The following is a 24,514-nucleotide window of genomic DNA, read 5'->3' as shown; positions in this document are numbered from 1 at the left end:
TGCGCGGCCCCGGCTACCGGCCGCAGGCGCGCACGCTGGGGAAGTCCTCCGTGCTCCGCCGCCACCGCCGGGCCTTGGGCCTCCCGCCTGAGGGTGCCGCCCCAGCCGGGCCCGCCGGGCTCGCCGGTCGGCCCATCGGCCCATCGGCCTCGAAGGCGGGTAGCACCACTCACGCGCGACCGCTCACCGGAGCCGACCGCTTTCCATCGAAGCGCCCCGTTTTGGCTGGATCCCCGCTCCCGAAGCATGAGAACCCACACTTCGGTCCGCCCTGCGCTCCCTATGTACTACCCACCGGGGAGAAAGCACCCCACCAAGCCCCACCCCTCCCTCCCGCCGGGCACACTCACTCCCCCGAGTGAATATGCCCAACTCGGCTGGATTTTGGATGGGTTGCCTGGCTTACGCTCAGCGCGACAGAGCACGACCCCAGACATGAGTCGGCCCCCGCCGGGACTAGCGATCCCTGCGAGGGCCTGCCCACCGAGGAAGTTAGGCCCTTCCTGATGGACACCGAAAACCCTAGCGCGTCTACGTGCGCCGAGTCCCGTATCCCGGGCGAGAACCACCCCCACGAGCGGCACCAGTCCGGCGTCGTCCACGACAACGTCCGCCACACCGAGAAGTTCACGGTGATCGGCAACCACCTCATCCAGCACAAGGAGCTGTCGGGCCTCGCCATCGGGCTGGGGTGCTACATCCAGTCGGTGCGCCGCGGCACTTCCGTCGACATCAAGACCCTCGCCGCCCGCTTCCCCGAGGGCCCCACTCGTATCGCCGCCGCCCTGCGCGAGCTGGAGACCCACGGCTACCTGCGCCGCACCCGCGTACGCGTCGAGACCGGCCACATCGTCACCCGTACGGTCTCCTGCAACCGCCCCGGACACCACGGCACGGCCGACGCGACAGAAGCGGCAGGCACGGCAGTCGCGGCCGAGGCAACAGGCACGACAGAAGCGGCCGATGCCCACAGGCCGCCCGCCGGACACCACAGCACGGCAGACACGGCATGCGCAGCAGGCACAGCCGACGCGGCCTCGGCCCACCGCCCGCCCGCCCGACGCCCGGCCTCGGCCGAGCGCCCGCCCCGCAAGGCCCTGCCCGCCGTCCCCCGGCCGGCATACCCGTCCCCCACTCTCCTCCACACAGCCACCGACCTCCTCGCCGGCCTCCGCCGCGTAGACCCCCGCCTCCTCCTCTCCGCCACCGACGCCGAACACCTCGCCCCCGGCGTCGCCGCCTGGCTGGAACGCGACCTCACCCCCACCGACGTACGCCACGCGCTGACCAGCGACCTGCCGAACGAGCCCCTGCGCCGCCCGGCAGCCCTCCTCGCCCACCGCCTGGCCGCCCAGCTCCCACCCCCGCCCCCGTTCCGAGCCCCCGCACCGCCACCGGCCGTCCGGCATCCGCTCCAGAACTGCGAAGGCTGCGACCGCGGCTTCCGCGGCCCCGAACCCGGCCACTGCCGCGGCTGCCGAACGGGCGACGCAACCGGTCCACTTCGGCCCCCGCCAGTGGCCCTTCCGTCCGAAGAGAGTGCCGCCCCGGCGCTTTCGCAGGCTTCCCGCCCGGTACGCGAGGGCCGGGAGCTCGTGGTCACCCGGCCCTCGCGCGTCTCGTGTGCTACTTGAGAACGCCCGCCCCCGTCGCCGTACCCAGCGACGTCGGCAGGTCCTTCGCCGACGTCTCCAGGCCCGCCGTCAGCGTCGGCGTCCAGTTGACGGTCGTCTTCAGCTTCTTGGAGTTCGCGGCGTTGTACGCGGCCACCAGGTCCGTCGCCGTCCCGTTGACGAGGTTTCCGCCGCCCGCCACGGCCCCCGTCCCATCACCGCTCAGCAGCTTGGCGACCTTTCCGCCCGACGGGAGAGTCCAGTAGTTGTTCTCCGCGACGACCTGGGCCTGGGCGCGGGAGTTGATGCTGTACTGCGTCGCGTAGCCGTTGAGGGTCGTGACGTCGTAGAGGTTGTTGTAGATGTGGATCTGGCCGATCCGGGCCAGCGGCGCGCGCTGGACGATGCCCTTCCACACGTTGTGGTGGATGGAGACCCGCAGTTTGCCGACGCTGTCGGTGTCGCTGCTGCCGATCAGCATCGTCTTGTCGTGGTTGGTGAACTGGTTGCGCTCGACGGTCACCAGGTCGGAGCCCTTGGTGATGTCGAGGGCGCCGTCGTGGATCTGGTACTCGCGGCCGTAGTACTCCGGGTTGGCGCTGTCGAAGTGCGGCGCGTCGGTGAACGTGTTGTGGTCCGCCCAGACGTGGGTGGCGCCGCGCAGGGTCACGGAGTCGTAGTTGGAGTTCCAGTTTCCGTCGTCGCCGTCCGTCGGGTCCCACTGCGGGAAACAGTCCTCGGTTGCGGCGAAGGTCAGGTTCCGGACGACGACGTTGTCCACGTTCTGGATCTGGAGCATGCCGCCGGTGATGCCGGCCTTGGTGCCGGGGACGCCCACGACGGTGGTGTTGGCCGGCACCTTGAAGACGATGCTCTTCGCCTGCTTGGCCTGCGCCGCGGCCCGCGCCGTCTCCTCCGTGCCCGACGGCAGCTTCGAGGTGCCGTACGTCGCCGGGTCGTACGCCTTCAGGTAGGCGGAGAGCGAGTAGCCGGTGCCCGACGCGTAGTCCGCGCAGGTCAGCTTCTTGTCGGCGTCGTCGGTGTTGGCGTCGATCGTGCCGTTGACCTTGATGATCCGAGGGGTGGTGTCGGAGGCCGACCCCAACGCCTTCACCAGCTCCGCGCGGGTACTGACGGTGAAGGTGTGCGCGGCGTCGGCCTTCGTACCGCCGGTGGTTCCGGTGCCGGAGGACGCCCAGCCGTCCTTCTCGGCGAGCGTCTGGTGGTACAGGTCGACGGCTGCCGCGTTGTCGTCCGCGTTCTCGTCCGCGTTCTCGTCCGCGTTCGCGTTCATCACGAAGAGGGAGGCGCCGAGGCCGGCGGTCACGACGGCGGCGGCGGAGACGACGAGGGCGCGCCGCCTGCGGAGGGAACGGCGGTGTGAGGGGGATGCCAGGGATGCCACGGAGGGAGATCCTTACGGGTGGGGGGCTGGAACGTACTGTCATCCCGTCAGTGGCCGCGAGTCGCGGAGAAGTTGCCGCCGGCGATCACATCTCCCGTACCTCTGCACAACCATTGCCCCTCGGAAGGTATCGAAGGTATACAGCACGAAGATCATGTGCGGCTGGGGCGTAATCGAACGTCCCCGGGCACATGAGCCGATCGAGTGGGGGGATCCACATGGGCATGTTCGGAAACGCGCACACCGTCGACCCGAGCCAGGCGCAGCAGGACTACGCGCGTCTGCTGGGCGCCGGTGAGCAGGTGCAGTCCGCATACCAGCTGGTGCGCGACGTCATCCTGTTCACCGACCGCCGGCTGATCCTGGTCGACAAGCAGGGCATCACCGGTAAGAAGGTGGAGTACCACTCCATCCCGTACCGCAGCATCACCCACTTCGCGGTGGAGACCGCCGGTACCTTCGACCTCGACGCCGAGCTGAAGATCTGGGTGTCGGGCAACTCCGTCCCGATCGAGAAGACCTTCACCAAGGGCGTCGACATCTACGAGGTCCAGGCGATCCTCACGCAGTTCGTGGCGCGGTAGTGCGAGACCGCCCGGGCAGCGATGCCCGGGCGGTTCACAACGGGGGTCAGCTGGTGGGAGCGTCGCGGAGGTGGTCCAGGAGGGCGGCGAAGGTGGTGGGGGTGACGGAGAGTATTCGGGCAGGGTCGTCGCTTTCACGGAGGAGCAACGAGGCTTCGCCGTGGGCGAGTTCCACACACTCGTTACCGTCACCCGGGCCCGAGAACGAGGACTTCTGCCACTGGATCATGACTACAGTTCCTTCGCCACACGATGGATGAACTCCCGCGACTTGGCGGGGTCCAGCGATACGGACTCCACCTTACGGAAGAGTGTTCGCATGGCCAGGAGTTGGGCGGCCGCATCCAGAAACACCGATCCGTAGGGCGCATCCCGCTGGACGGTGTCCAGGGCAGCCACGCGTCCACCCGCGTACATCATCATCGAGCTGGCGCCGGCGAATCCGTCGACGTCGAAGGGGATCACGCGAACCGAGACGTTCGGCCGTTCGGACTCATGCAGCAGCTCTTCAAGCTGGGCTCGGGCCACTCGCCGATCAGCGACACGCGTGCGCAGCACGGGTTCGTGAACGACCGCCTCGAAGGGGGCAGCCCCCTCGTGTGAAAGCACGGACCTGCGGCGCATCCGATGCGCCAGTCGTGGTTCCAGTTCGTTGCCCGGGAGTTCAGGGACTCGGTATGCGAGCACCGCGCGGGCGTACTCCTCCGTCTGGAGCAAGCCCGGAACGTGCGCCGTTCCGATCACCCACATGAACTGCGCGTGATGCTCCAGCTCCGCCAGGTCCTGGAAGACCGGCGGCAGCTCGTCCCGGTACTCCTCCCACCATCCGCGCGTGCGGTCTGTTGCCATTTCCACCAAGGCGCCGACCAACTCAGCGTCCGCGCAGGCGTAATGCACCGCGAGCCTGCGGACCCGCTCCTCGCTGACACCGGCGTTGCCCGCCTCGATCTGACTCATCTGGGCCGGACTCGTACCCAGCAGCGCGGCCGCCTGGCGGGACGTCAACCCCGCTGCCTCCCGCAGTTTGCGCAGTTCAGCGCCGAGGCGCATCTGGCGAACAGTCGGCTGAATCCTCGCGGGCATTCGACCCTCAACTCCCCAACGGCACTGTTCTCACGCGGGGTTGGACTGCCCCGATCGGGTGCCAGGTTACGCGAACGACTTGCCGCGGCAAAACATTTACCTCTACCGTCAGTGACGCGGCGCACACCCTGCGAAACCGGGACCCCGGAAGCGCACCGCTCCGCCCTGCCATGACGGACGCGGCAAAGCCACCGCCCGCGGACGCCGCCCCCACCCCCGCCGAACGGAGTCCACCCATGCCCGAAACCGAACCCTGGGAGTACACGCTGTACGTCCCCCAGGACCCCAGAGCCGTCACCGTCAGCCGCCGTACCCTCCGCCTGATCCTCACGATGCACGGCCTGATCGGCCTCGTCGATGTCGCCGAACTCCTCGCGACGGAGCTGGTCGGCAACGCCGTACGCCACACCAACGGCCCTGCCGCCCTCCGCGTCCGCTGGTCGGCCGGCGTCCTGCGGATCGGCGCATGGGACGCGGACCCGGAACCGCCAGAACCACCGGGCGAGCTGACCTGCCTGACCGACGCCGAAGAAGGCCGCGGCCTTGCCCTGGTCCGTGCCTGCGCCGACGTCTGGGGCTGGCAGCCGCTGTCCAGACACGGGAATCGAGGCAAATACGTGTGGTGCGAACTGGGCGCGCACGATCGAGTGAACGTTCCCTCTGCCCTCGAAGGAGTGAACGCCTTCCCCTCACCCGAACGAACCGTCTCTTGATCCATCTGGAAGCCCTGGCCGGTGCCCTGCACACCACGGACAAGAAGACCGCCAAGTACTTCAGCGGTTTGCTGGAGATCGGCCTGGGAGACACTTCGGCCCGACAGACATGGAGAACGCTGATGACCTTCACCAACTTCTTCCCGGGCCGGGGCACCCTCCTTGAGGAGACCTACCTCGAAGGCGAGGCCGCGGGTGAGGCCAAGGGTGAGGCCAAAGCCATCCTCCGTTTCCTGGAAGTGCGCGACATCCCCGTCCCCGACGACGCCCGGGAACGCATCCTCACCTGTACCGACCTGGACGTCCTCAACCGCTGGCTGGACCGCACGGTCACCGCGGAGACTGTCGACGACCTCTTCGCCGGCCACGATGAACCGGATGGCGACTGAGCCCGTCACCGAGAAGCGGGAACCGGAAGAGAGCTGCCAGGTTCCCGGGTATCTTCCGGGACCGCCCGGCGACCACGCCGTCGTGTTCCCCATGAGACCGCTTGCCTCTGTGCCTCCCCCGCGAGAAAACTGTGCGGCGCCCATGAGGTGCCCGCGCGCCTCGGCGTCGGCGCCCGTCAGTGCCCGCCCTTAGAATCCGATCACGCAGAACACAGCGGGGATACCCGGCGCGAGTGAGAAGGACGACAACTTCGGCGGCGCACTCGCCGTGGCCGACCTGAACCGGGACGGCCTCGGCGACATCGTGGTCGGCTCGCCGTACGAGGACCTCGCCAAGGCCGACGCGGGCCAGGTGACCGTCATCCCGGGCCGCCGTTCGGGGGCCCTCGGCACCGGCGCGTACTCCTTTTCCCAGGACACCGCAGGCGTCCCGGGCGCCTCCGAGGCGTACGACTACTTCGGCGCGACGGTCTCGGCCGGGGACATCAACAAGGACGGCAAACCCGAGCTGTTCGTCGGCGCGCCCGGCGAGAACAACCACACCGGGGCGGTCTGGATGTTCCCCGGCGCCGGCTCCCGCCCCACGGCCACCGGCAGCCGCCTGTTCACGGCATCCTCGGTCGGCCTCACCCAACACGACAGCACGTACCTCGGCGGCAACGGCCTGCTCTGGGTCATCTGACGGACGCCCACGCCCGGCCACTTCGTGATCAAGGCGCCCGGGGCGCGGTCGCCCCGGGCGCCTTCTCGCGTTCGGGAGTGATCAGGAGACGACCGGCCGCGCGCCTGCCTCCGGGGCTGCGGTCCGCGCGGGAGCGTCCGGCGTGCCGCGTGTGTTCCTGACGTAGAACACCCCGATCACCGCGATCAGGGACGCGGCGGAGAGGGTGTACAGGCCGCCGTTCGTGCTGCCGGTGGTGTCCTTGAGGTAGCCGAAGAGCGTGGGGGAGACGAAACCGCCCAGGTTTCCGATGGAGTTGACCACGGCCAGGCCCGGCGCGGCGATCTTGAGGTCGAGTCCGGACTGGGCCATCGGCCAGTACAGGGTGGCCGCGCACTTCCCGCCGACCGCGGCGAGCGTGAGAGCGGCGAGTCCGAACCAGGGCGAGCCCAGGGTGGCGAGGAAGGTGCCCACGGCCGACAGGACCAGGGCGATCGCCAGATACGGGCGGCGGTCGGGCGCCTTGTCGGTGTAGTGGCTCACCGTGTACATCGCGATCACGGCGCAGATCCACGGGACGGCCGTGAGCAGCCCGACCTGGAAGGGGGAAAGGCCGCCGATGTCGTCGACCAGGCTCGGCAGCCAGAAGGTGATCGCGTAGCCGGTGAGCGCCATCGCGAAGAAGACGCCGGTCAGCAAAGCGACCTGCGGGTGGAGGATGAGCCTGAGGCGGGACACCTTGGGGGCCCGCGCGCGGGCCTCCTCGTCCCGGGCGACCGCCGCGCTCAGCGCGTCCTTCTCCTCCCGGGTGAGCCAGCCGGCGTCCTCGATCCGGGAGACGAGGAAGAATCCGGCGATCACACCGACGAGGATCGAGAAGGCGCCCTCCAGCACGAACATCCAGCGCCAGCCGGCGAACCCGCCCGCTCCGTGCAGTTCGAGCAGGGCGCCCGTGATGGGCCCCGTCACGATGTACGCCGTGGCCGAGCCGCCGAGGAAGATCGCGCTCGCCCGGCCCCGGCTGGAGTCGGGCAGCCACTGCGTGAAGTAGAGGAGCACTCCGGGGAAGAAGCCGGCCTCCGCGACACCGAGGAGGAAACGCAGGGCGTAGAACATCGTGACGTTGTGGATGAAGCACATCGCCACGATCACCAGACCCCAGGTGATCATGATGCGGGTCAGCCAGACGCGGGCCCCGAAGCGCTCCAGGAGCATGTTGCTCGGCACCTCGAACAGCGCGTACCCGATGAAGAAGAGGCCGGCGCCGAGACCGTACGCGGTGGCGCTCACCCCGACATCGGCCCGCAGTTCGTCCTGGACGAAGCCGACGTTCGTCCGGTCCATCTGGTTGACCAGCAGCATCAGGACCAGGATCGGCAGCATGCGGCGCAGGAATTTGCCGACGGCTCGGCGTTCGGCGTCGGGTGGTGTCACGGACACTGACATCGTTGTCTCCCCTCGTGTGCACATACGCGAACTGCAATCACGTACGCGGGCACTGAGGGACGTTACGGAGGATGACCTTCCGGGTCAATGGGTTGAACGGAGTTCACGTAGAGGAACGGATGAATCGGCGTCCGTCCACTACCGTCCAGGTGCATCTTGGTGTGGATGTGGACACAGCGTCCCCCTGTCAACGAGCCGAGAAACCGGCCCGTTTCCCGCGCGCACGCAAAAGGGACCGGAAATCGAGGAGTGATTTCCGGTCCCTTTTGCGATCAGCCGAATCGAAGGGCTTGCCTTACTTCGCCTGCGGCTTGCGCACCGTCAGGTGCAGTTCCCTCAGGCGGGTCTCCTCCAGCTCCGTCGGCGCGCCCATCATCAGGTCCTGGGCGTTGCCGTTGAGCGGGAAGGCGATCGTCTCGCGGATGTTGGGCTCGTCGGCCAGCAGCATCACGATGCGGTCGACGCCGGGGGCGATGCCGCCGTGCGGCGGGGCGCCGAAGCGGAGCGCACGCAGCATGCCGGCGAACTCACGCTCGACTGTCTCGCTGTCGTAGCCCGCGATACCGAACGCCTTGAGCATGATGTCCGGCTCGTGGTTCCGGATCGCGCCGGAGGACAGCTCGACGCCGTTGCAGACGATGTCGTACTGCCACGCCAGGATGTCCAGCGGGTCCTGGTTCTCCAGGGCGTCCATGCCGCCCTGGGGCATGGAGAAGGGGTTGTGCGAGAAGTCGATCTTCCCGGTCTCCTCGTCCTTCTCGAACATCGGGAAGTCGACGATCCAGCAGAAGCGGAAGACGTTCTCCTCGAAGTGCCCGGCCCGCTTGGCCGCCTCGACCCGCACCGCGCCCATGATCTTCGAGACCTCGTCGAACTCGCCCGCGCCGAAGAACACGGCGTGGCCGGCGGCCAGTTGGAGCCGCTTGGTGAGCTCGGCGACGTTCTCCTCGGTGAGGAACTTCGCGATCGGGCCGGTGAGAGAGCCGTCCTCGGCGACACGGACCCAGGCCAGGCCCTTGGCGCCCTGCGAGACGGCGTAGTCACCGAGCTGGTCGAAGAACTTACGGGACTGCGCCGAGACGTCCGGCACCGGCAGCGCGCGCACGTGCTTGCCGGCGAACGCCTTGAACTCCGAGCCCTCGAAGATGTCGGTGATGTCGACGAGCTCCAGCTGGGCCCGCAGGTCCGGCTTGTCGGAGCCGTACTTCAGCATCGCCTCGCGGAACGGGATCCGCGGGAACGGGGAGGTGACCTCACGGTCACCTCCGAACTCCGTGAACAGCTCGGTCATCAGCTGCTCGATCGGCTGGAAGACGTCCTCCTGCTCGACGAAGCTCATCTCGACGTCGAGCTGGTAGAACTCGCCCGGCGAACGGTCGGCGCGGGCGTCCTCGTCGCGGAAGCAGGGCGCGATCTGGAAGTAGCGGTCGAAGCCGGAGATCATCAGCAGCTGCTTGAACTGCTGCGGGGCCTGCGGCAGGGCGTAGAACCTGCCCGGGTGCACACGAGAGGGGACGACGAAGTCGCGGGCGCCCTCGGGGGAGGTCGCGGTCAGGATCGGCGTGGCCATCTCGTTGAAGCCGAGGGTGACCATCTTGTGCCGGATCGCCGAGACGACCGCCGTACGCAGCATGATGTTGCGGTGCATGCGCTCGCGGCGCAGGTCCAGGAAGCGGTACTCCAGGCGCCGCTCCTCGTTGACGCCGTCCTCGGCGTTGATCGTGAACGGCAGCGGCTGGGCGGCGCCGAGCAGCTCGACCTCGCCCACCTCGACCTCGACCTCACCGGTCGGCAGGTCCGGGTTCACGTTCTCGGCGCCCCGGGAGACGACCTTGCCGTCGATGCGGACCGTCGACTCCTTGGTCAGCTTGTCGAGGGCCTCGTACGCCGGCGTGCCGGGACGGGCGACGAGCTGCGTGATGCCGTAGTGGTCACGCAGATCGATGAAGAGGATGCCGCCCAGGTCGCGCCGATTGTGCAGCCAGCCACTCAGCCGGACGTCGGTGCCGACGTCAGAGGCGCGGAGCTCGCCGCAGGTGTGGGACCTGTACCGATGCATCGTCGTTCATCCAGCCTTCGCAGCTCGGGGTCTGTTCCACGCGTCGTTTCACGTGAAACCCTCCCCAGCGTACCGGCCGCCCACGATCGCCTCTCCACCAATAAAGGCCGGTGATCAGTGGCACTGGTCGCCGTCCTCTTCTTAAAGTGGGTTAATGCGCGCTGGTGAGCCTCTGCCCACCGTGGGGGATGTACTCGCCGCCCTCACAACCGGTCTGTGGCGCTGGGACAACACCGCCGGACTCGTCACGCTGGACGCCGAGGCCGCGCGGCTGGTCGGGCTGCCCGCCGAAGCGACCACGCTCACGGAGGCCGGGATCCGCTCCCGCTTCCACCCCGCCGACTGGAACGAGACCGGCGGCATCGTCCAGCTCGCCGTCGCCGAGGGCACCCTCGCCGAATCCCGGCTACGGATCATGGACAAGCACGGCCATGTCACCCGTACCGTCCACGCCCGTTCCAAGCCGATCATCGATCCGGCCACCGGCGGGTACGAGGTGGTCGGCACCCTCCAGGAGATCACCGAGCAGCCTCCGGGCGCCGCCGCGCACAGCCCGATCACCGGCGACTGGCGCCGCTCCCGGGAGGCGTTCCTGCTGGACGCGGGCCGCGCGCTGGCCGAGGCCCGGTCCTCCGCCGAGGTCCTGCGGGTCGCGGCCGGTCTGTCCATGCCGGGCTTCTCCCCGGACGGCCTGGCGGTCTTCGGTGTGGAGGGCGACCGGCTGACCATCATCGGCCAGTACGGTCACCAGCCCACCGACGAGGACTCCTTCTCCCAGATGGCCCTCGCCACGGACTACCCGGCCGCCGAGGTGGTCCGCACCGGCCGCGCGATCTACCTCTCCTCTCCCGAGGACTACAGGTCCCGCTACCCCGTCTCCTGGCCGCTCTCCGAGCGCTACGGCCGTCTGTCCTGGGCGTTCCTGCCGCTGACGGTGGCCGGCCGCACGATAGGCGCGTGGATGGCGGCCTTCGCGTATCCGGTGGCGTTCACACCCGACGAGCGCTCGATCCTGACGACGGTGGCGCGCATGCTCGCCCAGGCCCTGTCCCGGGCGGGCGTCGCCGAGTCGGAACGGGAGCTGACGGACGGCCTCCAGCGCTCGATGCTCCCCACCCTCGGCCCCCAGATACCCGGCATGACCATCGCCGCGCGCTATGTCCCGACCGGCGGCGGTCTCCAGGTCGGCGGTGACTGGTACGACATGATCCCGCTGCCAGGGGGAACCTCCCGGCGAGAGCCTGAGGGAGGCCGCTTCGCCCTGGTCATCGGCGACGTCCAGGGCCATGACGTCCGCGCGGCGGGCCTGATGGGGCAGCTCCGTATCGCGCTGAGGGCGTACGCGTCGGAGGGCCACCGCCCCGACGCGGTCCTCTCCCGCGCGTCCCGCTTTCTGCACGGCATGACCTACGGCGACCCCGATGCCTCCGATCTCCGCTTCGCGACCTGTCTGTACGTGGAGGCCGACCCCACGACCGGCATCCTGGACGTCGCCCGCGCCGGCCACCCCGACCCGGCGATCCGGATGGCCGACGGTACGGTCCTCACCCGCCCCACGGCCGGCGGACTCCCACTGGGCATCGACCCCGACGCCGACTACCCCACCACCCGGATCACCCTGGAACCCGGCGAGACCCTGCTGATCTGCACCGACGGTCTGATCGAGACCGGCGGCCATGACATGGAGACCGGCTGGAAGCGCATCCGCACGATTCTCGAGGACCACGAGGGCGACCTGGAGGAACTCGCCGACGCCCTGGTCGAGGCCGTGCACGGACCCGCCTCCCACCACACCACCGGCCCGCTGGCCGACCGGCGCGAGGACGACATAGCCGTTCTGCTGCTGTGCCGACAGGGGGACGACTCCGGCGGCGACGACACGGCGCTCATACGACCGACGGTCCGCCGCACGATGCTGACGGTGGCCCAGGCAGAGCCGGAACGGGTGGCGGTGGCCCGGCACCAACTGAGGGAGCTGTTGCACGACTGGAGGTCGGCGGACCAGATCGACTCGGCGGTCCTGCTGCTCTCCGAGATGCTGACCAACGTCCTCGTCCACACCGACGCCGACGCGCTGCTGCTGGCCGAGGTGAGGACAGGATCGTCGGCCGGGCGCCGGGTGCGGGTGGAGGTCACCGACACCAGCGACGACCTCCCGCACAAGCGCAGACCGGGCGAGCTGGCCTCCTCCGGCCGCGGCCTGATGCTGGTCGAACTGCTCTCGGACGCGTGGGGGGTGGATCCGCGGGGCGAGGGGAAGACCATCTGGTTCGAGCTCTACGAGGCGGTGGACCCGGCGCCCACGCCGACGCCGACGCCGCCCACGCCCACGCCCACGCCGTCGCCGTCGCCGTCGTCCGATCCGGCGTAACGGCCCCGCAGCTCGTACCGGAGGAGCGGTTGCGGTGCGGGCTTCCGCCCGACCGCACGGGCCTGGCCCCCGACCGCGTCCACGACTGCCTGCGGATGCTGCTCAAGCGGGGCTGTATGCGCCAGGTCGGATGCACTGCCGACGGAGCACCCGTGTACGTGTTGCCGTAGCCCTCTGGCCGAACGGGCATGAGACAGAGACAGGCCCGAAGCCGCAAAACGACGTTGCGGCTTCGGGCCTCGTCGTACCGTACCCGTCTCCTCGGCCCCTACAGGCCGCCCTCGGACATCCCGTGCACGGCCGGGATCGTGCCCAGCCGTCCCTTCTGGAAATCGTCGAACGCCTGCTGGAGTTCGTCACGTGTGTTCATCACGAACGGACCGTAGTGGGCCATCGGCTCACGGATCGGCTGTCCGCCCAGGAGGACGACCTCCAGGTCCGGCGTGTGGGAGTCCTGCTGCTCGTCCGCGCGGACGGTGAGCGAGGAACCCGCGCCGAAGACGGCCGTCTGGCCCAGGTGGATCGGACGCCGCTCCGCGCCCACCGCACCCTTGCCCGCGAGCACGTACGCGAGCCCGTTGAAGTCCTCGCGCCACGGCAGGGTGAGCTCCGCGCCCGGCGCCAGCGTCGCGTGGACCATCGTGATCGGGGTGTGGGTGACACCGGGGCCGTCGTGGCCGTCCAGCTCGCCCGCGATGACGCGCAGCAGGGCACCGCCGTCGGGTGTGGTGAGCAGCTGGACGTTGCCGCCGCGGATGTCCTGGTAGCGCGGGGCCATCATCTTGTCCTTGGCCGGGAGGTTCACCCACAGCTGCAGACCGTGGAAGAGACCGCCGGACATGACCAGGGACTCCGGCGGGGCCTCGATGTGCAGCAGGCCGGAACCCGCCGTCATCCACTGGGTGTCACCGTTGGTGATGGTGCCACCGCCGCCCTGGCTGTCCTGGTGGTCGAAGATGCCGTCGATGATGTAGGTGACGGTCTCGAAGCCGCGGTGCGGATGCCAAGGGGTGCCCTTCGGCTCTCCCGGCGCGTAGTCCACCTCGCCCATCTGGTCCATCATGATGAACGGGTCCAGGTGGCGGTAGTTGATCCCGGCGAACGCTCGGCGCACCGGGAAGCCCTCACCCTCGTAACCGCTCGGCGCGGTCGTGACGGTGAGTACGGGACGGGCCACGGCGTCCGCGGGTGCGGCGACTCGCGGCAGCGTCAGCGGGTTCTCGACGGTCACTGCAGGCATGTCCGTACCTCCTTGTGCTCCGAGTTTAGTTGAGCATTGAACTTTCCGCCACCCCTAACCCGGAAGACCGGGCGGGCATTCCCGACCGGGACACCGGAGCACCGGAGCACCGGAGCACCGAGACAGCGAGACGTACGGGGCGACAGCAGCGGACGCCGGTGCCCCGCGCAGGGCATCGGCCTCCGGCCACCACTCAACCAGGGTCAGACGATCAACTCGGCCCCCGTGGCCGACTTCACATCGCTCTCCGCCCGGTCACCGTCGGCCTGCTCGACGCGCTCGACGCCCCCGGCGTACTCGTCCTGCTCGACCTGCCCGCCGCTCCCCTCCTTGCAGTCCCGCATCACCAGCGTCGCCACCACCGCCGCCACCAGGACCCCGATCGCGCTGACCGTGAAGGTCGTCGACATAGAAGCGGTGAACGCCTCCCGGGCCTCCCGGACCAGACCGCTGTCGCCGTCCGCCGCCGTCAGCGCCCCGGCGATCGAGTGCCTGGCCTCCTCCGGCGTCCCCGCCGGCATCCTGGCCGCGAAGCCGCTCGACAGCAGCGAACCGAGGATCGCGATACCCAGGGCCGTACCGGCCTGCTGGACGGTGTCGTTCAGGGCCGAGCCGACGCCCGCCTTGTCCGCGGGGATCGTGCCCATCAGCGCGCCCACCGCGGCCGGCATCGCCAGGCCCGCGCCGAGGCCGAGCAGCCCGAGGGCGATCGCCGGGACCGTGAAGCCGGAGTCGGCGTCCACCGTCGTCAGCAGGGTGAAGCAGGCCACCATCACCAGCATCCCGGCGAGGATCACGTACCGGTTGCCATGGACCGCGGCCAGCTTGACGCCCACGCCGTTGCCGAGCAGCGCCGCCACCGCCAGCGGCAGGAACGCCAGGCCGGCCTCGACGGCCGAGTAGCCGAGCACGAACTGCAGGTACTGGGTGAGGACCAGCAGCAGACCGCCGTTGCCGATCTGGACCAGCGCCAGGGACAGCGAACCGCCGCTGAAGTTGCGGTGCTTGAAGAGGACCAGCGGGACCATCGGGGCCTTCGTGACGTTCTCCCAGATCACGAAGCCGGCCAGGGACACCACCGCCACTGTCAGCGTGATCGCCGAGCGACCACCGAAGGCACCCTGCTGCGGGAGTTCGATGATCCACCAGACCAGGGCGGTCATCCCGGTCGCGGACAGTGCCGCGCCCAGCGGGTCCGCCTTCTGCCACGGTGCTTTCGACTCGGGCATCAGGGTCACCCCGGCGAGCAGGGCCAGCGCGACGACCGGCACGTTGATGAAGAAGATCGCCTGCCAGGAGAAGTGGTCGATCAGTACACCGCCGAGAACCGGACTTCCGACCAGCCCCAGCATCGACACCGAGCTCCAGGCCGCCATCGCCCTACCGCGCTCCTCCTCGTCGAAGACGGTGATGAGGATCGAGAGGGTGGAGGGCATGATCAGCGCTCCGCCGACTCCCATCGCGACGCGTACGGCGATCACCTCGCCGGGACTGGCACAGAAGGACGCGGCCAGCGAGCCCGCCCCGAACAGCAGCAGCCCGATCAGCATCACCCTGCGCCGGCCGAAGCGGTCGCCCAGGCTGCCGGAGGTGAGCAGGAGACCCGCGAAGACCAGGATGTAGGAGTCGAGGATCCACTGGGTGTCCTGGGCGCTCGCCCCGATGTCCTCGGTCATCGCGGGCACCGCGACGGTCAGGGCCATGCTGTCGACCACCAGGACCAGCGTGCTCAGGCAGAGCACGACGAGGATCCACCAACGACGTGGGTTGCGGGTTTCCATCTCGGTTTCCTTCCGACCTCTTGCGGACACCGTTCCTTCGATGCGAACACTGTACGCACGATGGAACGATGTTCGCAACCATCAATCGCTGTACGCTGAATGCGAACGATGTACGCAGATGTAGGTAGCGGAGGAGAGCCGTGGCAGCCAAGGCGACGCAGCAGAACCCGATCCCGTCCGTGTGGGCCCGCCCCCAGCCCAGGTCGGACCAGCCGACCCTCAGCCGCACCACGATCGTCCGCGAGGCGATCGTCATGCTGGACACCGAGGGCATCGAGGCACTGAGCATGCGCAAGCTGGGCGCCCGCCTGAATGCCGGCGCGGCCTCGCTCTACCGGCATGTCGCCACCAAGGACGAGTTGCTGGAGCTCGCGGTGGACGAGGTCGCCGCCGAGCTCCACGTACCGTCGGCCGATACCCCGGACGGCTGGCGGGCCGCCGTCACCGAGGCCGCCCGCTCCTTCCGTTCGGCGGCGCTACGGCACCCCTGGCTGCCTGCGGTCCTCGGGCAGGTGGGCCTCGTCTACCTCGGTCCTCACCTGATGGCCTTCTCCGAGCGGCTGGGCGGCCTGTTCACGGAGGCCGGACTTCCCGAGCCGTCAGGGGCGATGGACACGGTCCTGTCGTACGTCATCGGGATGAGCACCACCGAGGCGGCCTGGCTGAGCACCGTGGCCCGCTCCGGCGCGAGTGAGGCGGACTTCGTCACCCGCCTGCTGCCGGCCACCCCGGAGACCGCCGCCGGGCCAAAGGCCACCCCCGGGCCGGTGGCCACCGACGCCCCGGAGACCACCGACGACCCGAAAACCACCGACGACCCGGAGACCACCGCCGGGCCGGGCCATGTCGACGGGCCGGACCATCCGGCCGGTCCGCGCGAGGACATCACCGCCGCGGCCGCGGATCCCGCGGCGTTGCGGGAGAAGAAGTTCGCCTACGGCCTCGAAGTCGTCCTCGACGGGCTGGCGCTACGTCTCCCGAAATGACCTTCGAAACCGAAACCCTGAGCCGTCGCCACCCGAAGCGACCTTCGGAATCCTGAGCCGTCACCACCGAGGCGACCTTCGAAACCCTGAGCCGTCGCCACCCGAAGCGACCTCCAAGCCCCCAGCAGCACTGCCGGAGAAGCAACGGCGTCCAGCTTCCAGCCGTACATCTTCAGCCGTACATCCGGCGCATCGCGAACTCGACCATCTGCTCCACGGCCTTCGCGTCGAACACCATCCGGTGCTCGCCCTCCATGTCGAGGACGAAGCCGTAGCCGGTCGGGAGCAGGTCGATCACCTCGGCGCCGGTGATCACGAAGTACTTGGACTCCTTGCCCGCGTACCGCCGCAGTTCCTTGAGCGAGGTGAACATGGGGATCACCGGCTGCTGGGTGTTGTGCAGGGCGAGGAAGCCGGGGTTGTCGCCGCGCGGGCAGTACACCTTGGAGGTCGCGAAGACCTGCTGGAAGTCCTCGGCGGTCACCTGCCCGGTGGTGAAGGCCCGCACCGCGTCGGCGAGGGAGGGCGGGGACGGCTCCGGGTACAGCGGCTGCTCCTGCCCGTAGCCGCCGGACATGGGCTGCTGCGGCGGGGCGTACTGCTGCTGAGCGCCGACGTTCTGGTCGTAGCCGTACATGCCCGCAAGAGTACCGAGCGCGGGCGGGCCCGGGGGACCTTCCTCGTCTGGTGTGACCTGTCACAGACACCCCGTCGGGGTTGCTTCTTATTACCGGCGGGTAGCATCATCGGCGTAGCTACTTGTTGGTATGTGAACTAGGTGCGAGGAGTTCGTGCCTCGCCGATCCGCTACGGAGCCGTCGCCATGGGGCACTACAAGTCGAATCTCCGCGACATCGAGTTCAACCTCTTCGAGGTCCTCGGGCGCGACAAGCTGTACGGGACCGGTCCCTTCGCGGAGATGGACACGGACACCGCGAAGAGCATCCTCGAGGAGGTGACCCGCCTCTCGGAGAACGAGCTGGCGGAGTCCTTCGCCGACTCCGACCGCAACCCGCCGGTCTTCGACGCGGAGACGAACACCGCGCCGGTGCCCGCCTCCTTCAAGAAGAGCTACCAGGCCTTCATGGACGCGGAGTACTGGCGTCTGGGCCTGCCCGAGGAGATCGGCGGCACCACTGCGCCCCGCTCCCTGATCTGGGCGTACGCGGAGCTGGTCCTCGGCGCCAACCCGGCCGTGTGGATGTACTCCTCCGGCCCGGCCTTCGCGGGCGTCCTCTTCGACGAGGGCAACGACGTGCAGAAGCACATCGCGAAGATCGCCGTGGACAAGCAGTGGGGCGCCACCATGGTGCTCACCGAGCCGGACGCCGGCTCGGACGTCGGCGCCGGCCGCACCAAGGCCGTGCAGCAGGAGGACGGCTCCTGGCACATCGAGGGCGTGAAGCGGTTCATCACGTCCGGTGAGCACGACATGTCGGAGAACATCCTCCACTACGTGCTGGCCAGGCCGGAGGGTGCCGGGCCCGGCACCAAGGGGCTCTCCCTCTTCCTCGTCCCCAAGCACCTCTTCGACTTCGAGACCGGCGAGCTGGGCGAGCGCAACGGCGTGTACGCCACGAACGTCGAGCACAAGATGGGCCTGAAGGCGTCCAACACCTGCGAGATGACCTTCGGCGACCGCCACCCGGCCAAGGGCTGGCTGATCGGCGACAAGCACGACGGCATCCGCCAGATGTTCCGGATCATCGAGTTCGCGCGGATGATGGTCGGCACGAAGGCGATCTCCACGCTGTCGACGGGCTACCTCAACGCGCTGGAGTACGCCAAGGAGCGCGTCCAGGGTCCGGACCTCGCCCAGTTCATGGACAAGAGCGCACCCAAGGTCACCATCACCCACCACCCCGACGTGCGCCGCTCGCTGATGACGCAGAAGGCGTACACGGAGGGCATGCGCGCCCTGGTGATGTACACCGCGGCCGTCCAGGACGAGATCCAGGTCAAGGAGACGAACGGCGAGGACTCCGCCACCGAGCACGCCCTCAACGACCTGCTCCTGCCGATCGTGAAGGGCTACGGCTCCGAGAAGGCCTACGAGCTGCTCGCCCAGTCCCTGCAGACCTTCGGCGGCTCCGGCTTCCTCCAGGAGTACCCGATCGAGCAGTACATCCGGGACTCCAAGATCGACACCCTGTACGAGGGCACCACCGCGATCCAGGGGCAGGACTTCTTCTTCCGCAAGATCGTCCGTAACCAGGGCGCCGCGCTGAACTCGCTCGCCGAGGACATCAAGAAGTTCCTGGCGCTGGGCACCGGCGGCGACGAGCTGGCGGACGCCCGCGAGCACCTCGCCAAGGCCGCCGTCGAGCTGGAGGCCATCGTCGGCCTGATGCTGACCGACCTGGCGGCCACCGAGCAGGATGTCAAGAACATCTACAAGGTCGGCCTGAACACGACCCGTCTACTGATGGCCTCCGGTGACGTCGTCGTCGGCTACCTGCTGCTGAAGGGTGCGGCGATCGCCGCCGAGAAGCTGGAGACGGCTTCCTCGAAGGCTGTGTCCGCCAAGGATGTCGCCTTCTACACCGGCAAGATCGCGGCGGCGAAGTTCTTCGCGGCCGACGTCCTGCCCGGCGTCACCCTGGCCCGCAAGGTCGCAGAGGGCGTTGAGCTGGACATCATGGAGCTGGACGAGGCCGCGTTCTAGCAGTTCCAGTGCAGTTCTAGTGCAGTTCCAGTGCCGCGGCCAGTCGCCGTCCCCCTCCGTGCACAGCCCTGACGGAGGCCCGACGCCCTGACGGAGGCCCGTTTTCCCGCCACGGGGAGCGGGCCTCCGTCCGTCGTTAAGGTGAACCCCATGACCGAACCCTCCCGCTTCGACCGCGGACTCACCGATGACCTGATGTCGTTCCTGGCGGCCAGTCCGTCGCCGTACCACGCGGTGGCGAACACCGCCGCGCGGCTGGAAAAGGCCGGTTTCCGACAGGTCGCGGAGACGGACGCCTGGGACGGGACGAGCGGCGGCAAGTACGTGCTGCGCGGCGGGGCGATCGTGGCCTGGTACGTCCCCGAGGGCGTCGCGCCGCACACGCCGTTCCGGATCGTCGGCGCACACACCGACTCGCCCAACCTCCGGGTCAAGCCGCGGCCCGACACCGGGGCGCACGGCTGGCGGCAGGTGGCCGTGGAGATCTACGGCGGGCCGCTGCTGAACTCGTGGCTCGACCGCGACCTGGGCCTCGCGGGCCGGCTGTCCCTGCGGGACGGCTCGACGCGGCTCGTGAACGTCGACCGGCCGCTGCTGCGGGTGCCCCAACTCGCCATCCACCTGGACCGTTCCGTGGCGACGGAGGGCCTCAAGCTGGACAAGCAGCGGCATCTGCAGCCCATCTGGGGCCTGGGCAGCGACGTGCGCGACGGCGACCTGATCTCCTTCCTGGAAGAGGAGTCCGGGCTCGGTGCGGGCGAGGTGACCGGCTGGGACCTGATGACGCACTCCGTGGAGCCGCCGGCCCGTCTGGGCCGTGACAACGAACTGGTCGCCGGGCCACGCATGGACAACCTGCTGTCGGTGCACGCGGGCGTGTCGGCGCTCGCCGCGGTCTGCGGCCCGGACCTGCCCTACATCCCCGTACTGGCCGCCTTCGACCACGAGGAGAACGGGTCGCAGTCGGACACGGGCGCGGACGGCCCGCTGCTCGGCGGGGTGCTGGAGCGGTCGGTGTTCGCGCGCGGAGGAGCGTACGAGGACCGGGCGCGGGCCTTCGCCGGCACCGTCTGTCTGTCCTCCGACACCGGTCACGCCGTCCACCCCAACTACGCCGAGCGGCACGACCCGACGCACCACCCGCGCGTCAACGGCGGACCGATCCTGAAGGTCAACGTCAACAACCGCTACGCCACGGACGGTTCGGGCCGCGCGGTGTTCGCCGCCGCCTGCGAGAAGGCGGGCGTGCCCTTCCAGTCCTTCGTGTCCAACAACTCGATGCCCTGCGGCACCACGATCGGCCCGATCACCGCGGCCCGGCACGGCATCCGCACGGTCGACATCGGCGTGGCGATCCTGTCGATGCACAGCGTCCGGGAGTTGTGCGGCGCGGACGACCCGCATCTGCTGGCCAATGCGCTGGTGGCGTTCCTGGAGGGGTGACGGCCGTTCCTGGAAGGGTGACGCCTGTTCCTGGAAGGGTGACCCGTTCCGGAACGGCTCGGCGCTGCATGGGGGTTGACCGTCGGGGTACCCGCTGTCTCGGACCGCAACGACCGGACCGGACAGGGAGGCAACACCATGGGCCTCGGCGGATGCATCATCCTCATCGCCGCAGGAGCCATCCTCACGTTCGCGACCGACTGGGACATGCAAGGGGTCAACCTCGACCTCGTCGGCATCATCCTGATGGTCGTCGGACTGATCGGCGTCAGCACGTTCAGCAGCATCGCGCGGCGCCGACGTGTCGTGATGCCGCCCTCGACGCCGGCCGTGGAAGAGGAACGGCGCATCACCCGCAGGGACGGCTACAGCGACGGCTACGGCGTCTGACATCCCGGCAGCTGGTCGGGCGTCATCTGCGCAGGTGAGCGAGCGCTGTCCCGGGAGACGGGCAGGCGCCGTCCCGGGAGACGGGCAGGCGGCATCTGTGCAGGTGAGCGGGCGCCATCCGAGCAGATGGGTGGCGCCATCTCAACAGATGGACGGTCGGCGTCTCGACTGGTGAGCGAGTGACCGACCTCACGATTCCGGCACATAAAGCGAGCCGAACCCGCTCCTGGCGCGGTTCATGCCGGATAAAAGCCGACATTTTTGTGCATTCCATGACCTGGGGTGCCTTGCGTGATTGTGTTACCAACGTGAAGACTCGGGACTCATGAGGCCCGAGAGACGACGAAGTACCGGGCCGCTCCACCTCCACCCGGGGACTCCATATGCTCGACCTCGCTGCCCCCGTGGCGACCGCTCCGCCCAGCAACACGTATCAACGCCCCTCCGGTCGGCACGCCCCCCTCCGGGCCCACGCCGCCCCCGACGAACCCGGCCACGTGCCGAGGCTCGCGGCACTGATACCGGCCCACAACGAGCAGGACCGCATCGCGGCCGCCATCCAGGGTCTGCGGGGCCAGACCCGCCCGCCGGACCTCATCGTGGTCGTCGCCGACAACTGCACCGACGACACCGCGACGATCGCCGCCGCGCTCGGCGCGCAGGTCTACGTCACGCAGGGCAACACCCACCGGAAGGCCGGCGCCCTCAACCAGGCCATCACCTGGGTTCTGCCCCACCTGGACGACCGGGACCTGCTGCTGGTGCAGGACGCCGACACCGTCCTCAACCCCTCGTTCGCCGAGACCGCCGTCGCCACCTTCAACCGCAGGGTCGGCGCCGTCGGGGGTGTTTTCTACGGCGAGCAGGGCGGCGGCTTCCTCGGCCTCGTCCAGCGCATGGAGTTCCACCGCTACGCCTGGGAACTCAAGCGCACCGGCGGTAAGGCCCAGGTCCTCACCGGCACCGGCACCATGTTCCGTGGCCGGGTGCTGCGCGAAGTGCGTGCCGCCCGCCGGATCGGGGTGATCGGCGGCGGCACGAGCTACTACAGCCTCGCCTCCCTCACCGAGGACGACGAGATGACCAAGGCCGTCAAGACCCTCGGCTACCGCGCCATGTCGCCGGCCGGCTGCGCGGTCACCACCGAGGTCATGCCGACCCTGGGCAAGTTGTGGCACCAGCGTCTGCGCTGGCAGCGCGGCGCCCTGGAGAACCTGCGCGACTATGGCTGGACCCGGGTCACCGCCCGCTACTTCGCCCAGCAGTTCCTGATGGGCTTCGGGGCGCTGTCCTTCCTCGCCTACCTGACCTTCCTGATCGGGGACACGACGCTGAACGGCTGGCCCGGCCTCTCGCCGTTCTGGACCGCGATCGGCGTGCTCTTCATGGTCGAGAAGACCGTCTCCGTACGCCGCGCCGGCCCCCGGGCCGTCCTGGTCGCGGCACTGATGATCCCGGAGATGCTCTACGACCTGTTCCAGCACGCCGTCTACTTCTCCTCTCTGTGGGGCCTGTTGCGCCGCAGCGAGGAGAAGTGGGTGGCTACGTAAGACCGCTTCGCACAGGTCACCCCGAACCACCATCCCCTGACTCACCACCCTTTAAGGAGAAGAACGATGTACGGAAGAGTGATCGGCTCCGGTACCGTCGGCGCGGGCGGCGCCACCCTGGCCGCCACCGGCCTGTGGCTGAACAGCATGGCCCTGATCGTCGCCGCAACCACCCTGGTGGCCGCGGGCATGGCCCTCTACAAGCTGGCGCCACGCCGACGACGAAGCTGACACTGGGGCTTGCCCCCGGATCGTGGACACCTTGGACACTGGACCTTGAGGGTTCAGAGAAAGAGATGTCACTGATGGTGATGAAGGTGTACTCGGCGGAGTTCAAGGCGGACGCTGTCGCGCTGCACCCCCGGCTCAACTGCGCCGAACAGGTACTGGCGGCCGTGCTCCACCTGTTTAAGGCTGGCGCTCCGAAGTCAGGAACGTGATGTACCCGATCACAGACTCGGGAGCAACCTGAAGTTTTCCTACGTTACCGAGAATCTGCTCTTCGTCAGCGAGCAGCTTTCCGGTCTGCGGGTCGAAGATGAGGACGCGCTTGGTAGGCAAGCCGCCTGACCCATCGGTGAGAGAGAACGCCTGCCCAGTACGACCGGCCCGATCCCTGACTGTGCCCTGGTAGCGCACCCCTTCGGTCTCCGCTAGGACCCGGAGCACCGCAGCGCGCTGGGCAGGCGAAAACACGTGGTCTTGGGCTCGCTCGGGCAAGACCTCGTACAGAAGTCCTGGCGTGATTCCAGCATGGCCATTGGCCAGCCACTTCCTCATCCCCGCCACCGTAGTGGGCGGTTCTGTGACTGTTTGCCCAGGAGCTGACCCACTGGAACCTTGGGACACCACCGACTCGGCTCCGATCGAGCCGGCCTTCTCCCATACTTCACGCTGAGAGTCGCTCTGGAACACCGGGGGAAGCGTGCGGGCCTTCCAGTGTGCCGAGCCGTCGCGCTTCTGCCATCTCTCCCTGTGCTCTGGGATGACAGCCGAGGTGACGTTCGTACCGTCAATGCGTGTCGAGAGGGACCATGCGTCCCAGACGAAGTGCGCCGTCTTCCAGGCTGCCGGACGATCATCCTGCCTCCTTTCCACCCGGGCCGCGGTGTCCCTCAGCACCTGTGCGGCTGAGGGACTCCCAGAGTGATAACTCAAAGGCTGGGGGGTCACAGCAAGCGCGGGCTGGGCCGATGTCCCGAAGGGGTCAACGACGGTGTATGCCACTGCCGCAGCAGCCGCAACCGCCACTGTGGCAACGGACAACCGCCTCAGCAAACGCGGACGCGCTGCGGGCACGTAAGGTCGTGGCATGGCAAGGATGTTGTTCAGCCTCTCGTTATCAGCTGAGGCGCCATCCTGTACCGGGTTGAGCCGCTGCAACGCCTGATCGATGTCACGCATCTACTCCTCCAAGAATCGATGATGTCCGCCGGGACGGGCTGGCGGCGGGGCGATCGAGGTGCTCGCGTAGCCGTCTGCGAGCGCGATGAAGCCGCACATGGAATGTCGCGGTTGTACATCCGATCGCCATGGCCGCCTGACGGGCCGGCAACTCTTCCCACAAGGCGGGACGCAGGACTTCCCTGTCGCTGTCACTGAGCGAGTCAAAAGCCGTAGCGACGGCCTGCGCTCCAGCGATGTCCTCGGCTGGATCGCGTGTGAGGCTCTGCCGCTGCTGCGCCGCAGTCTCCGTTAGCATCCGGCGCCGCCGTTCAGAACGATGCGTGTTCGCCAGGATCTTGCGAGCTGTCGCGTACAGCCAGGGCAGTACGGCTGCACGCGGCACCTCATCAAGCCGACGCCATGCTGTGAGGAAGACTTCGGCGACCACATCATCGCAATCTTCGGCATCGCTCAGGCGTCGTCGTACGTACGCTTCCACGGCTGGATGGTGCGCGCGGTACAGCGCGGTGAAGTCTTGCTCATGTCGTGTGTCCACATCCCCTCCAAGCGTGTAAGTGTCCGGCGGCCCCCGATGCTTACATTCGATGAGGCAGAAATTTCGAGATGGGCCGCCGGCACTGCGATGCATCCGCTCACGCAGCCGCGAGTGGTTACGGTTCCAAGTGCTGCCCAGCCCATGGCGCGCGGCTGCGGTGCCGCCGAAACAGTGAGTCCGTCGTAGCGCTGAC

Annotated in this window: 22 protein-coding genes; 12 read left to right on the top strand and 10 right to left on the bottom strand. The window is 68.6% G+C overall.

Features of this window, described 5'->3' with window-relative positions; translation table 11 throughout:
- The first annotated feature begins 506 nt into the window (after positions 1-506).
- Positions 507-1,634, top strand: coding sequence for a helix-turn-helix domain-containing protein (locus M2271_RS15120; RefSeq protein ID WP_280887696.1), 1,128 nt, complete (start codon positions 507-509; stop codon positions 1,632-1,634).
- Here M2271_RS15120 and M2271_RS15115 read toward each other — a convergent pair.
- Positions 1,627-3,009, bottom strand: coding sequence for a polysaccharide lyase family 1 protein (locus tag M2271_RS15115; protein ID WP_280887719.1), 1,383 nt, complete (start codon positions 3,007-3,009; stop codon positions 1,627-1,629). The genes M2271_RS15120 and M2271_RS15115 overlap by 8 nt on opposite strands.
- 227 nt (positions 3,010-3,236) lie before the next feature.
- Here M2271_RS15115 and M2271_RS15110 point away from each other — a divergent pair, with 227 nt between their 5' ends.
- A complete protein-coding gene (locus M2271_RS15110; RefSeq protein WP_280887695.1) occupies positions 3,237-3,602 on the top strand; it encodes a PH domain-containing protein in 366 nt (121 codons plus the stop codon).
- A 46-nt stretch (positions 3,603-3,648) separates the two neighbouring features.
- On the opposite strand, the gene M2271_RS15105 is transcribed toward M2271_RS15110, so the two are convergent.
- Together M2271_RS15105 and M2271_RS15100 are read right to left on the bottom strand one after the other, a co-directional pair.
- Positions 3,649-3,831, bottom strand: a complete 183-nt coding sequence (locus M2271_RS15105) for a DUF397 domain-containing protein (protein WP_280887694.1) — start codon at positions 3,829-3,831, stop codon at positions 3,649-3,651.
- Between the two features lie 2 nt (positions 3,832-3,833).
- Positions 3,834-4,685, bottom strand: coding sequence for a helix-turn-helix transcriptional regulator (locus tag M2271_RS15100; RefSeq protein WP_280887693.1), 852 nt, complete (start codon positions 4,683-4,685; stop codon positions 3,834-3,836).
- Positions 4,686-4,921: 236 nt separating this feature from the next.
- Here M2271_RS15100 and M2271_RS15095 point away from each other — a divergent pair, with 236 nt between their 5' ends.
- From M2271_RS15095 to M2271_RS15085, 3 genes are all read left to right on the top strand, one after another.
- Positions 4,922-5,398, top strand: coding sequence for an ATP-binding protein (locus M2271_RS15095; RefSeq protein ID WP_280887692.1), 477 nt, complete (start codon positions 4,922-4,924; stop codon positions 5,396-5,398).
- Complete coding sequence (locus tag M2271_RS15090) at positions 5,395-5,787, top strand: hypothetical protein (protein ID WP_280887691.1); 393 nt, start codon at positions 5,395-5,397, stop codon at positions 5,785-5,787. The genes M2271_RS15095 and M2271_RS15090 overlap by 4 nt, the downstream gene beginning before the upstream one ends.
- Positions 5,788-5,986: 199 nt before the next feature.
- The gene (locus tag M2271_RS15085) at positions 5,987-6,469 is read left to right on the top strand and encodes an FG-GAP repeat protein (RefSeq protein ID WP_348539171.1); all 483 of its coding nucleotides are present in this window, start codon (positions 5,987-5,989) and stop codon (positions 6,467-6,469) included.
- A gap of 81 nt (positions 6,470-6,550) precedes the next feature.
- Here the strand turns inward: M2271_RS15085 and M2271_RS15080 are convergent, their stop codons facing one another.
- Together M2271_RS15080 and aspS are read right to left on the bottom strand one after the other, a co-directional pair.
- Positions 6,551-7,894 carry an MFS transporter gene (locus tag M2271_RS15080; RefSeq protein ID WP_280887690.1) on the bottom strand — a complete coding sequence of 448 codons (1,344 nt, stop codon included), beginning with the start codon at positions 7,892-7,894 and terminating at the stop codon, positions 6,551-6,553.
- Between the two features lie 295 nt (positions 7,895-8,189).
- Positions 8,190-9,953: an aspartate--tRNA ligase gene (gene aspS / locus M2271_RS15075; RefSeq protein WP_280887689.1), complete on the bottom strand. Its 1,764-nt coding sequence runs from the start codon at positions 9,951-9,953 to the stop codon at positions 8,190-8,192.
- A 154-nt stretch (positions 9,954-10,107) separates the two neighbouring features.
- On the opposite strand from aspS, the gene M2271_RS15070 reads away from it, so the two are divergent.
- Entirely contained in the window at positions 10,108-12,324 is a 2,217-nt protein-coding gene (locus M2271_RS15070) for a SpoIIE family protein phosphatase (RefSeq protein ID WP_280887688.1), read from the top strand.
- A gap of 268 nt (positions 12,325-12,592) precedes the next feature.
- Here M2271_RS15070 and M2271_RS15065 read toward each other — a convergent pair whose 3' ends face one another.
- Entirely contained in the window at positions 12,593-13,564 is a 972-nt protein-coding gene (locus M2271_RS15065) for a pirin family protein (protein WP_280887687.1), read from the bottom strand.
- A gap of 203 nt (positions 13,565-13,767) precedes the next feature.
- Positions 13,768-15,345, bottom strand: a complete 1,578-nt coding sequence (locus tag M2271_RS15060) for an MFS transporter (RefSeq protein WP_280887686.1) — start codon at positions 15,343-15,345, stop codon at positions 13,768-13,770.
- A 140-nt stretch (positions 15,346-15,485) separates the two neighbouring features.
- On the opposite strand from M2271_RS15060, the gene M2271_RS15055 reads away from it, so the two are divergent.
- Positions 15,486-16,331: a TetR/AcrR family transcriptional regulator C-terminal domain-containing protein gene (locus tag M2271_RS15055; protein WP_280887685.1), complete on the top strand. Its 846-nt coding sequence runs from the start codon at positions 15,486-15,488 to the stop codon at positions 16,329-16,331.
- A 172-nt stretch (positions 16,332-16,503) separates the two neighbouring features.
- Here the strand turns inward: M2271_RS15055 and M2271_RS15050 are convergent, their stop codons facing one another.
- Positions 16,504-16,968, bottom strand: a complete 465-nt coding sequence (locus tag M2271_RS15050; protein WP_280887684.1) for an SseB family protein — start codon at positions 16,966-16,968, stop codon at positions 16,504-16,506.
- Positions 16,969-17,154: 186 nt separating this feature from the next.
- Here M2271_RS15050 and M2271_RS15045 point away from each other — a divergent pair, with 186 nt between their 5' ends.
- The 5 genes from M2271_RS15045 to M2271_RS15025 all read left to right on the top strand — a co-directional run bounded on the left by M2271_RS15045 (position 17,155) and on the right by M2271_RS15025 (position 22,610).
- Positions 17,155-18,996, top strand: coding sequence for an acyl-CoA dehydrogenase (locus M2271_RS15045; protein WP_280887717.1), 1,842 nt, complete (start codon positions 17,155-17,157; stop codon positions 18,994-18,996).
- Between the two features lie 150 nt (positions 18,997-19,146).
- Complete coding sequence (locus M2271_RS15040) at positions 19,147-20,439, top strand: M18 family aminopeptidase (RefSeq protein ID WP_280887683.1); 1,293 nt, start codon at positions 19,147-19,149, stop codon at positions 20,437-20,439.
- A 138-nt stretch (positions 20,440-20,577) separates the two neighbouring features.
- Entirely contained in the window at positions 20,578-20,829 is a 252-nt protein-coding gene (locus M2271_RS15035) for a DUF6458 family protein (protein WP_280887682.1), read from the top strand.
- Positions 20,830-21,212: 383 nt separating this feature from the next.
- Entirely contained in the window at positions 21,213-22,379 is a 1,167-nt protein-coding gene (locus tag M2271_RS15030; protein ID WP_280887681.1) for a glycosyltransferase family 2 protein, read from the top strand.
- Positions 22,380-22,445: 66 nt separating this feature from the next.
- Positions 22,446-22,610: a hypothetical protein gene (locus M2271_RS15025; RefSeq protein WP_280887680.1), complete on the top strand. Its 165-nt coding sequence runs from the start codon at positions 22,446-22,448 to the stop codon at positions 22,608-22,610.
- 177 nt (positions 22,611-22,787) lie between these two features.
- On the opposite strand, the gene M2271_RS15020 is transcribed toward M2271_RS15025, so the two are convergent.
- Both M2271_RS15020 and M2271_RS15015 read right to left on the bottom strand, forming a co-directional pair.
- Positions 22,788-23,783 (bottom strand): CU044_5270 family protein, encoded by a 996-nt coding sequence (locus tag M2271_RS15020; RefSeq protein WP_280887679.1) that lies wholly within the window; start codon positions 23,781-23,783, stop codon positions 22,788-22,790.
- A complete protein-coding gene (locus M2271_RS15015) occupies positions 23,776-24,321 on the bottom strand; it encodes an RNA polymerase sigma factor (protein WP_280887678.1) in 546 nt (181 codons plus the stop codon). The genes M2271_RS15020 and M2271_RS15015 overlap by 8 nt, the downstream gene beginning before the upstream one ends.
- Positions 24,322-24,514: the final 193 nt, after the last annotated feature.

The sequence above is a fragment of the Streptomyces sp. LBL genome (assembly GCF_029893585.1).
Classification (GTDB): domain Bacteria; phylum Actinomycetota; class Actinomycetes; order Streptomycetales; family Streptomycetaceae; genus Streptomyces.
The sequence above is the reverse complement of the archived record's forward strand: the minus strand, read 5'-3'. Positions and strand labels throughout refer to the sequence as shown.

Bases quoted from the DNA above. Each gene is read 5' to 3' on its own strand.
- M2271_RS15120 (WP_280887696.1), top strand. From the start codon at position 507: ATGGACACCGAAAACCCTAGCGCGTCTACGTGCGCCGAGTCCCGTATC.
- M2271_RS15110 (WP_280887695.1), top strand. From the start codon at position 3,237: ATGGGCATGTTCGGAAACGCGCACACCGTCGACCCGAGCCAGGCGCAG.
- M2271_RS15105 (WP_280887694.1), bottom strand. From the start codon at position 3,831: ATGATCCAGTGGCAGAAGTCCTCGTTCTCGGGCCCGGGTGACGGTAAC.
- M2271_RS15100 (WP_280887693.1), bottom strand. From the start codon at position 4,685: ATGCCCGCGAGGATTCAGCCGACTGTTCGCCAGATGCGCCTCGGCGCT.
- M2271_RS15095 (WP_280887692.1), top strand. From the start codon at position 4,922: ATGCCCGAAACCGAACCCTGGGAGTACACGCTGTACGTCCCCCAGGAC.
- M2271_RS15080 (WP_280887690.1), bottom strand. From the start codon at position 7,894: ATGTCAGTGTCCGTGACACCACCCGACGCCGAACGCCGAGCCGTCGGC.
- aspS (WP_280887689.1), bottom strand. From the start codon at position 9,953: ATGCATCGGTACAGGTCCCACACCTGCGGCGAGCTCCGCGCCTCTGAC.
- M2271_RS15070 (WP_280887688.1), top strand. From the start codon at position 10,108: ATGCGCGCTGGTGAGCCTCTGCCCACCGTGGGGGATGTACTCGCCGCC.
- M2271_RS15065 (WP_280887687.1), bottom strand. From the start codon at position 13,564: ATGCCTGCAGTGACCGTCGAGAACCCGCTGACGCTGCCGCGAGTCGCC.
- M2271_RS15060 (WP_280887686.1), bottom strand. From the start codon at position 15,345: ATGGAAACCCGCAACCCACGTCGTTGGTGGATCCTCGTCGTGCTCTGC.
- M2271_RS15050 (WP_280887684.1), bottom strand. From the start codon at position 16,968: ATGTACGGCTACGACCAGAACGTCGGCGCTCAGCAGCAGTACGCCCCG.
- M2271_RS15045 (WP_280887717.1), top strand. From the start codon at position 17,155: ATGGGGCACTACAAGTCGAATCTCCGCGACATCGAGTTCAACCTCTTC.
- M2271_RS15040 (WP_280887683.1), top strand. From the start codon at position 19,147: ATGACCGAACCCTCCCGCTTCGACCGCGGACTCACCGATGACCTGATG.
- M2271_RS15035 (WP_280887682.1), top strand. From the start codon at position 20,578: ATGGGCCTCGGCGGATGCATCATCCTCATCGCCGCAGGAGCCATCCTC.
- M2271_RS15030 (WP_280887681.1), top strand. From the start codon at position 21,213: ATGCTCGACCTCGCTGCCCCCGTGGCGACCGCTCCGCCCAGCAACACG.
- M2271_RS15025 (WP_280887680.1), top strand. From the start codon at position 22,446: ATGTACGGAAGAGTGATCGGCTCCGGTACCGTCGGCGCGGGCGGCGCC.
- M2271_RS15020 (WP_280887679.1), bottom strand. From the start codon at position 23,783: ATGCGTGACATCGATCAGGCGTTGCAGCGGCTCAACCCGGTACAGGAT.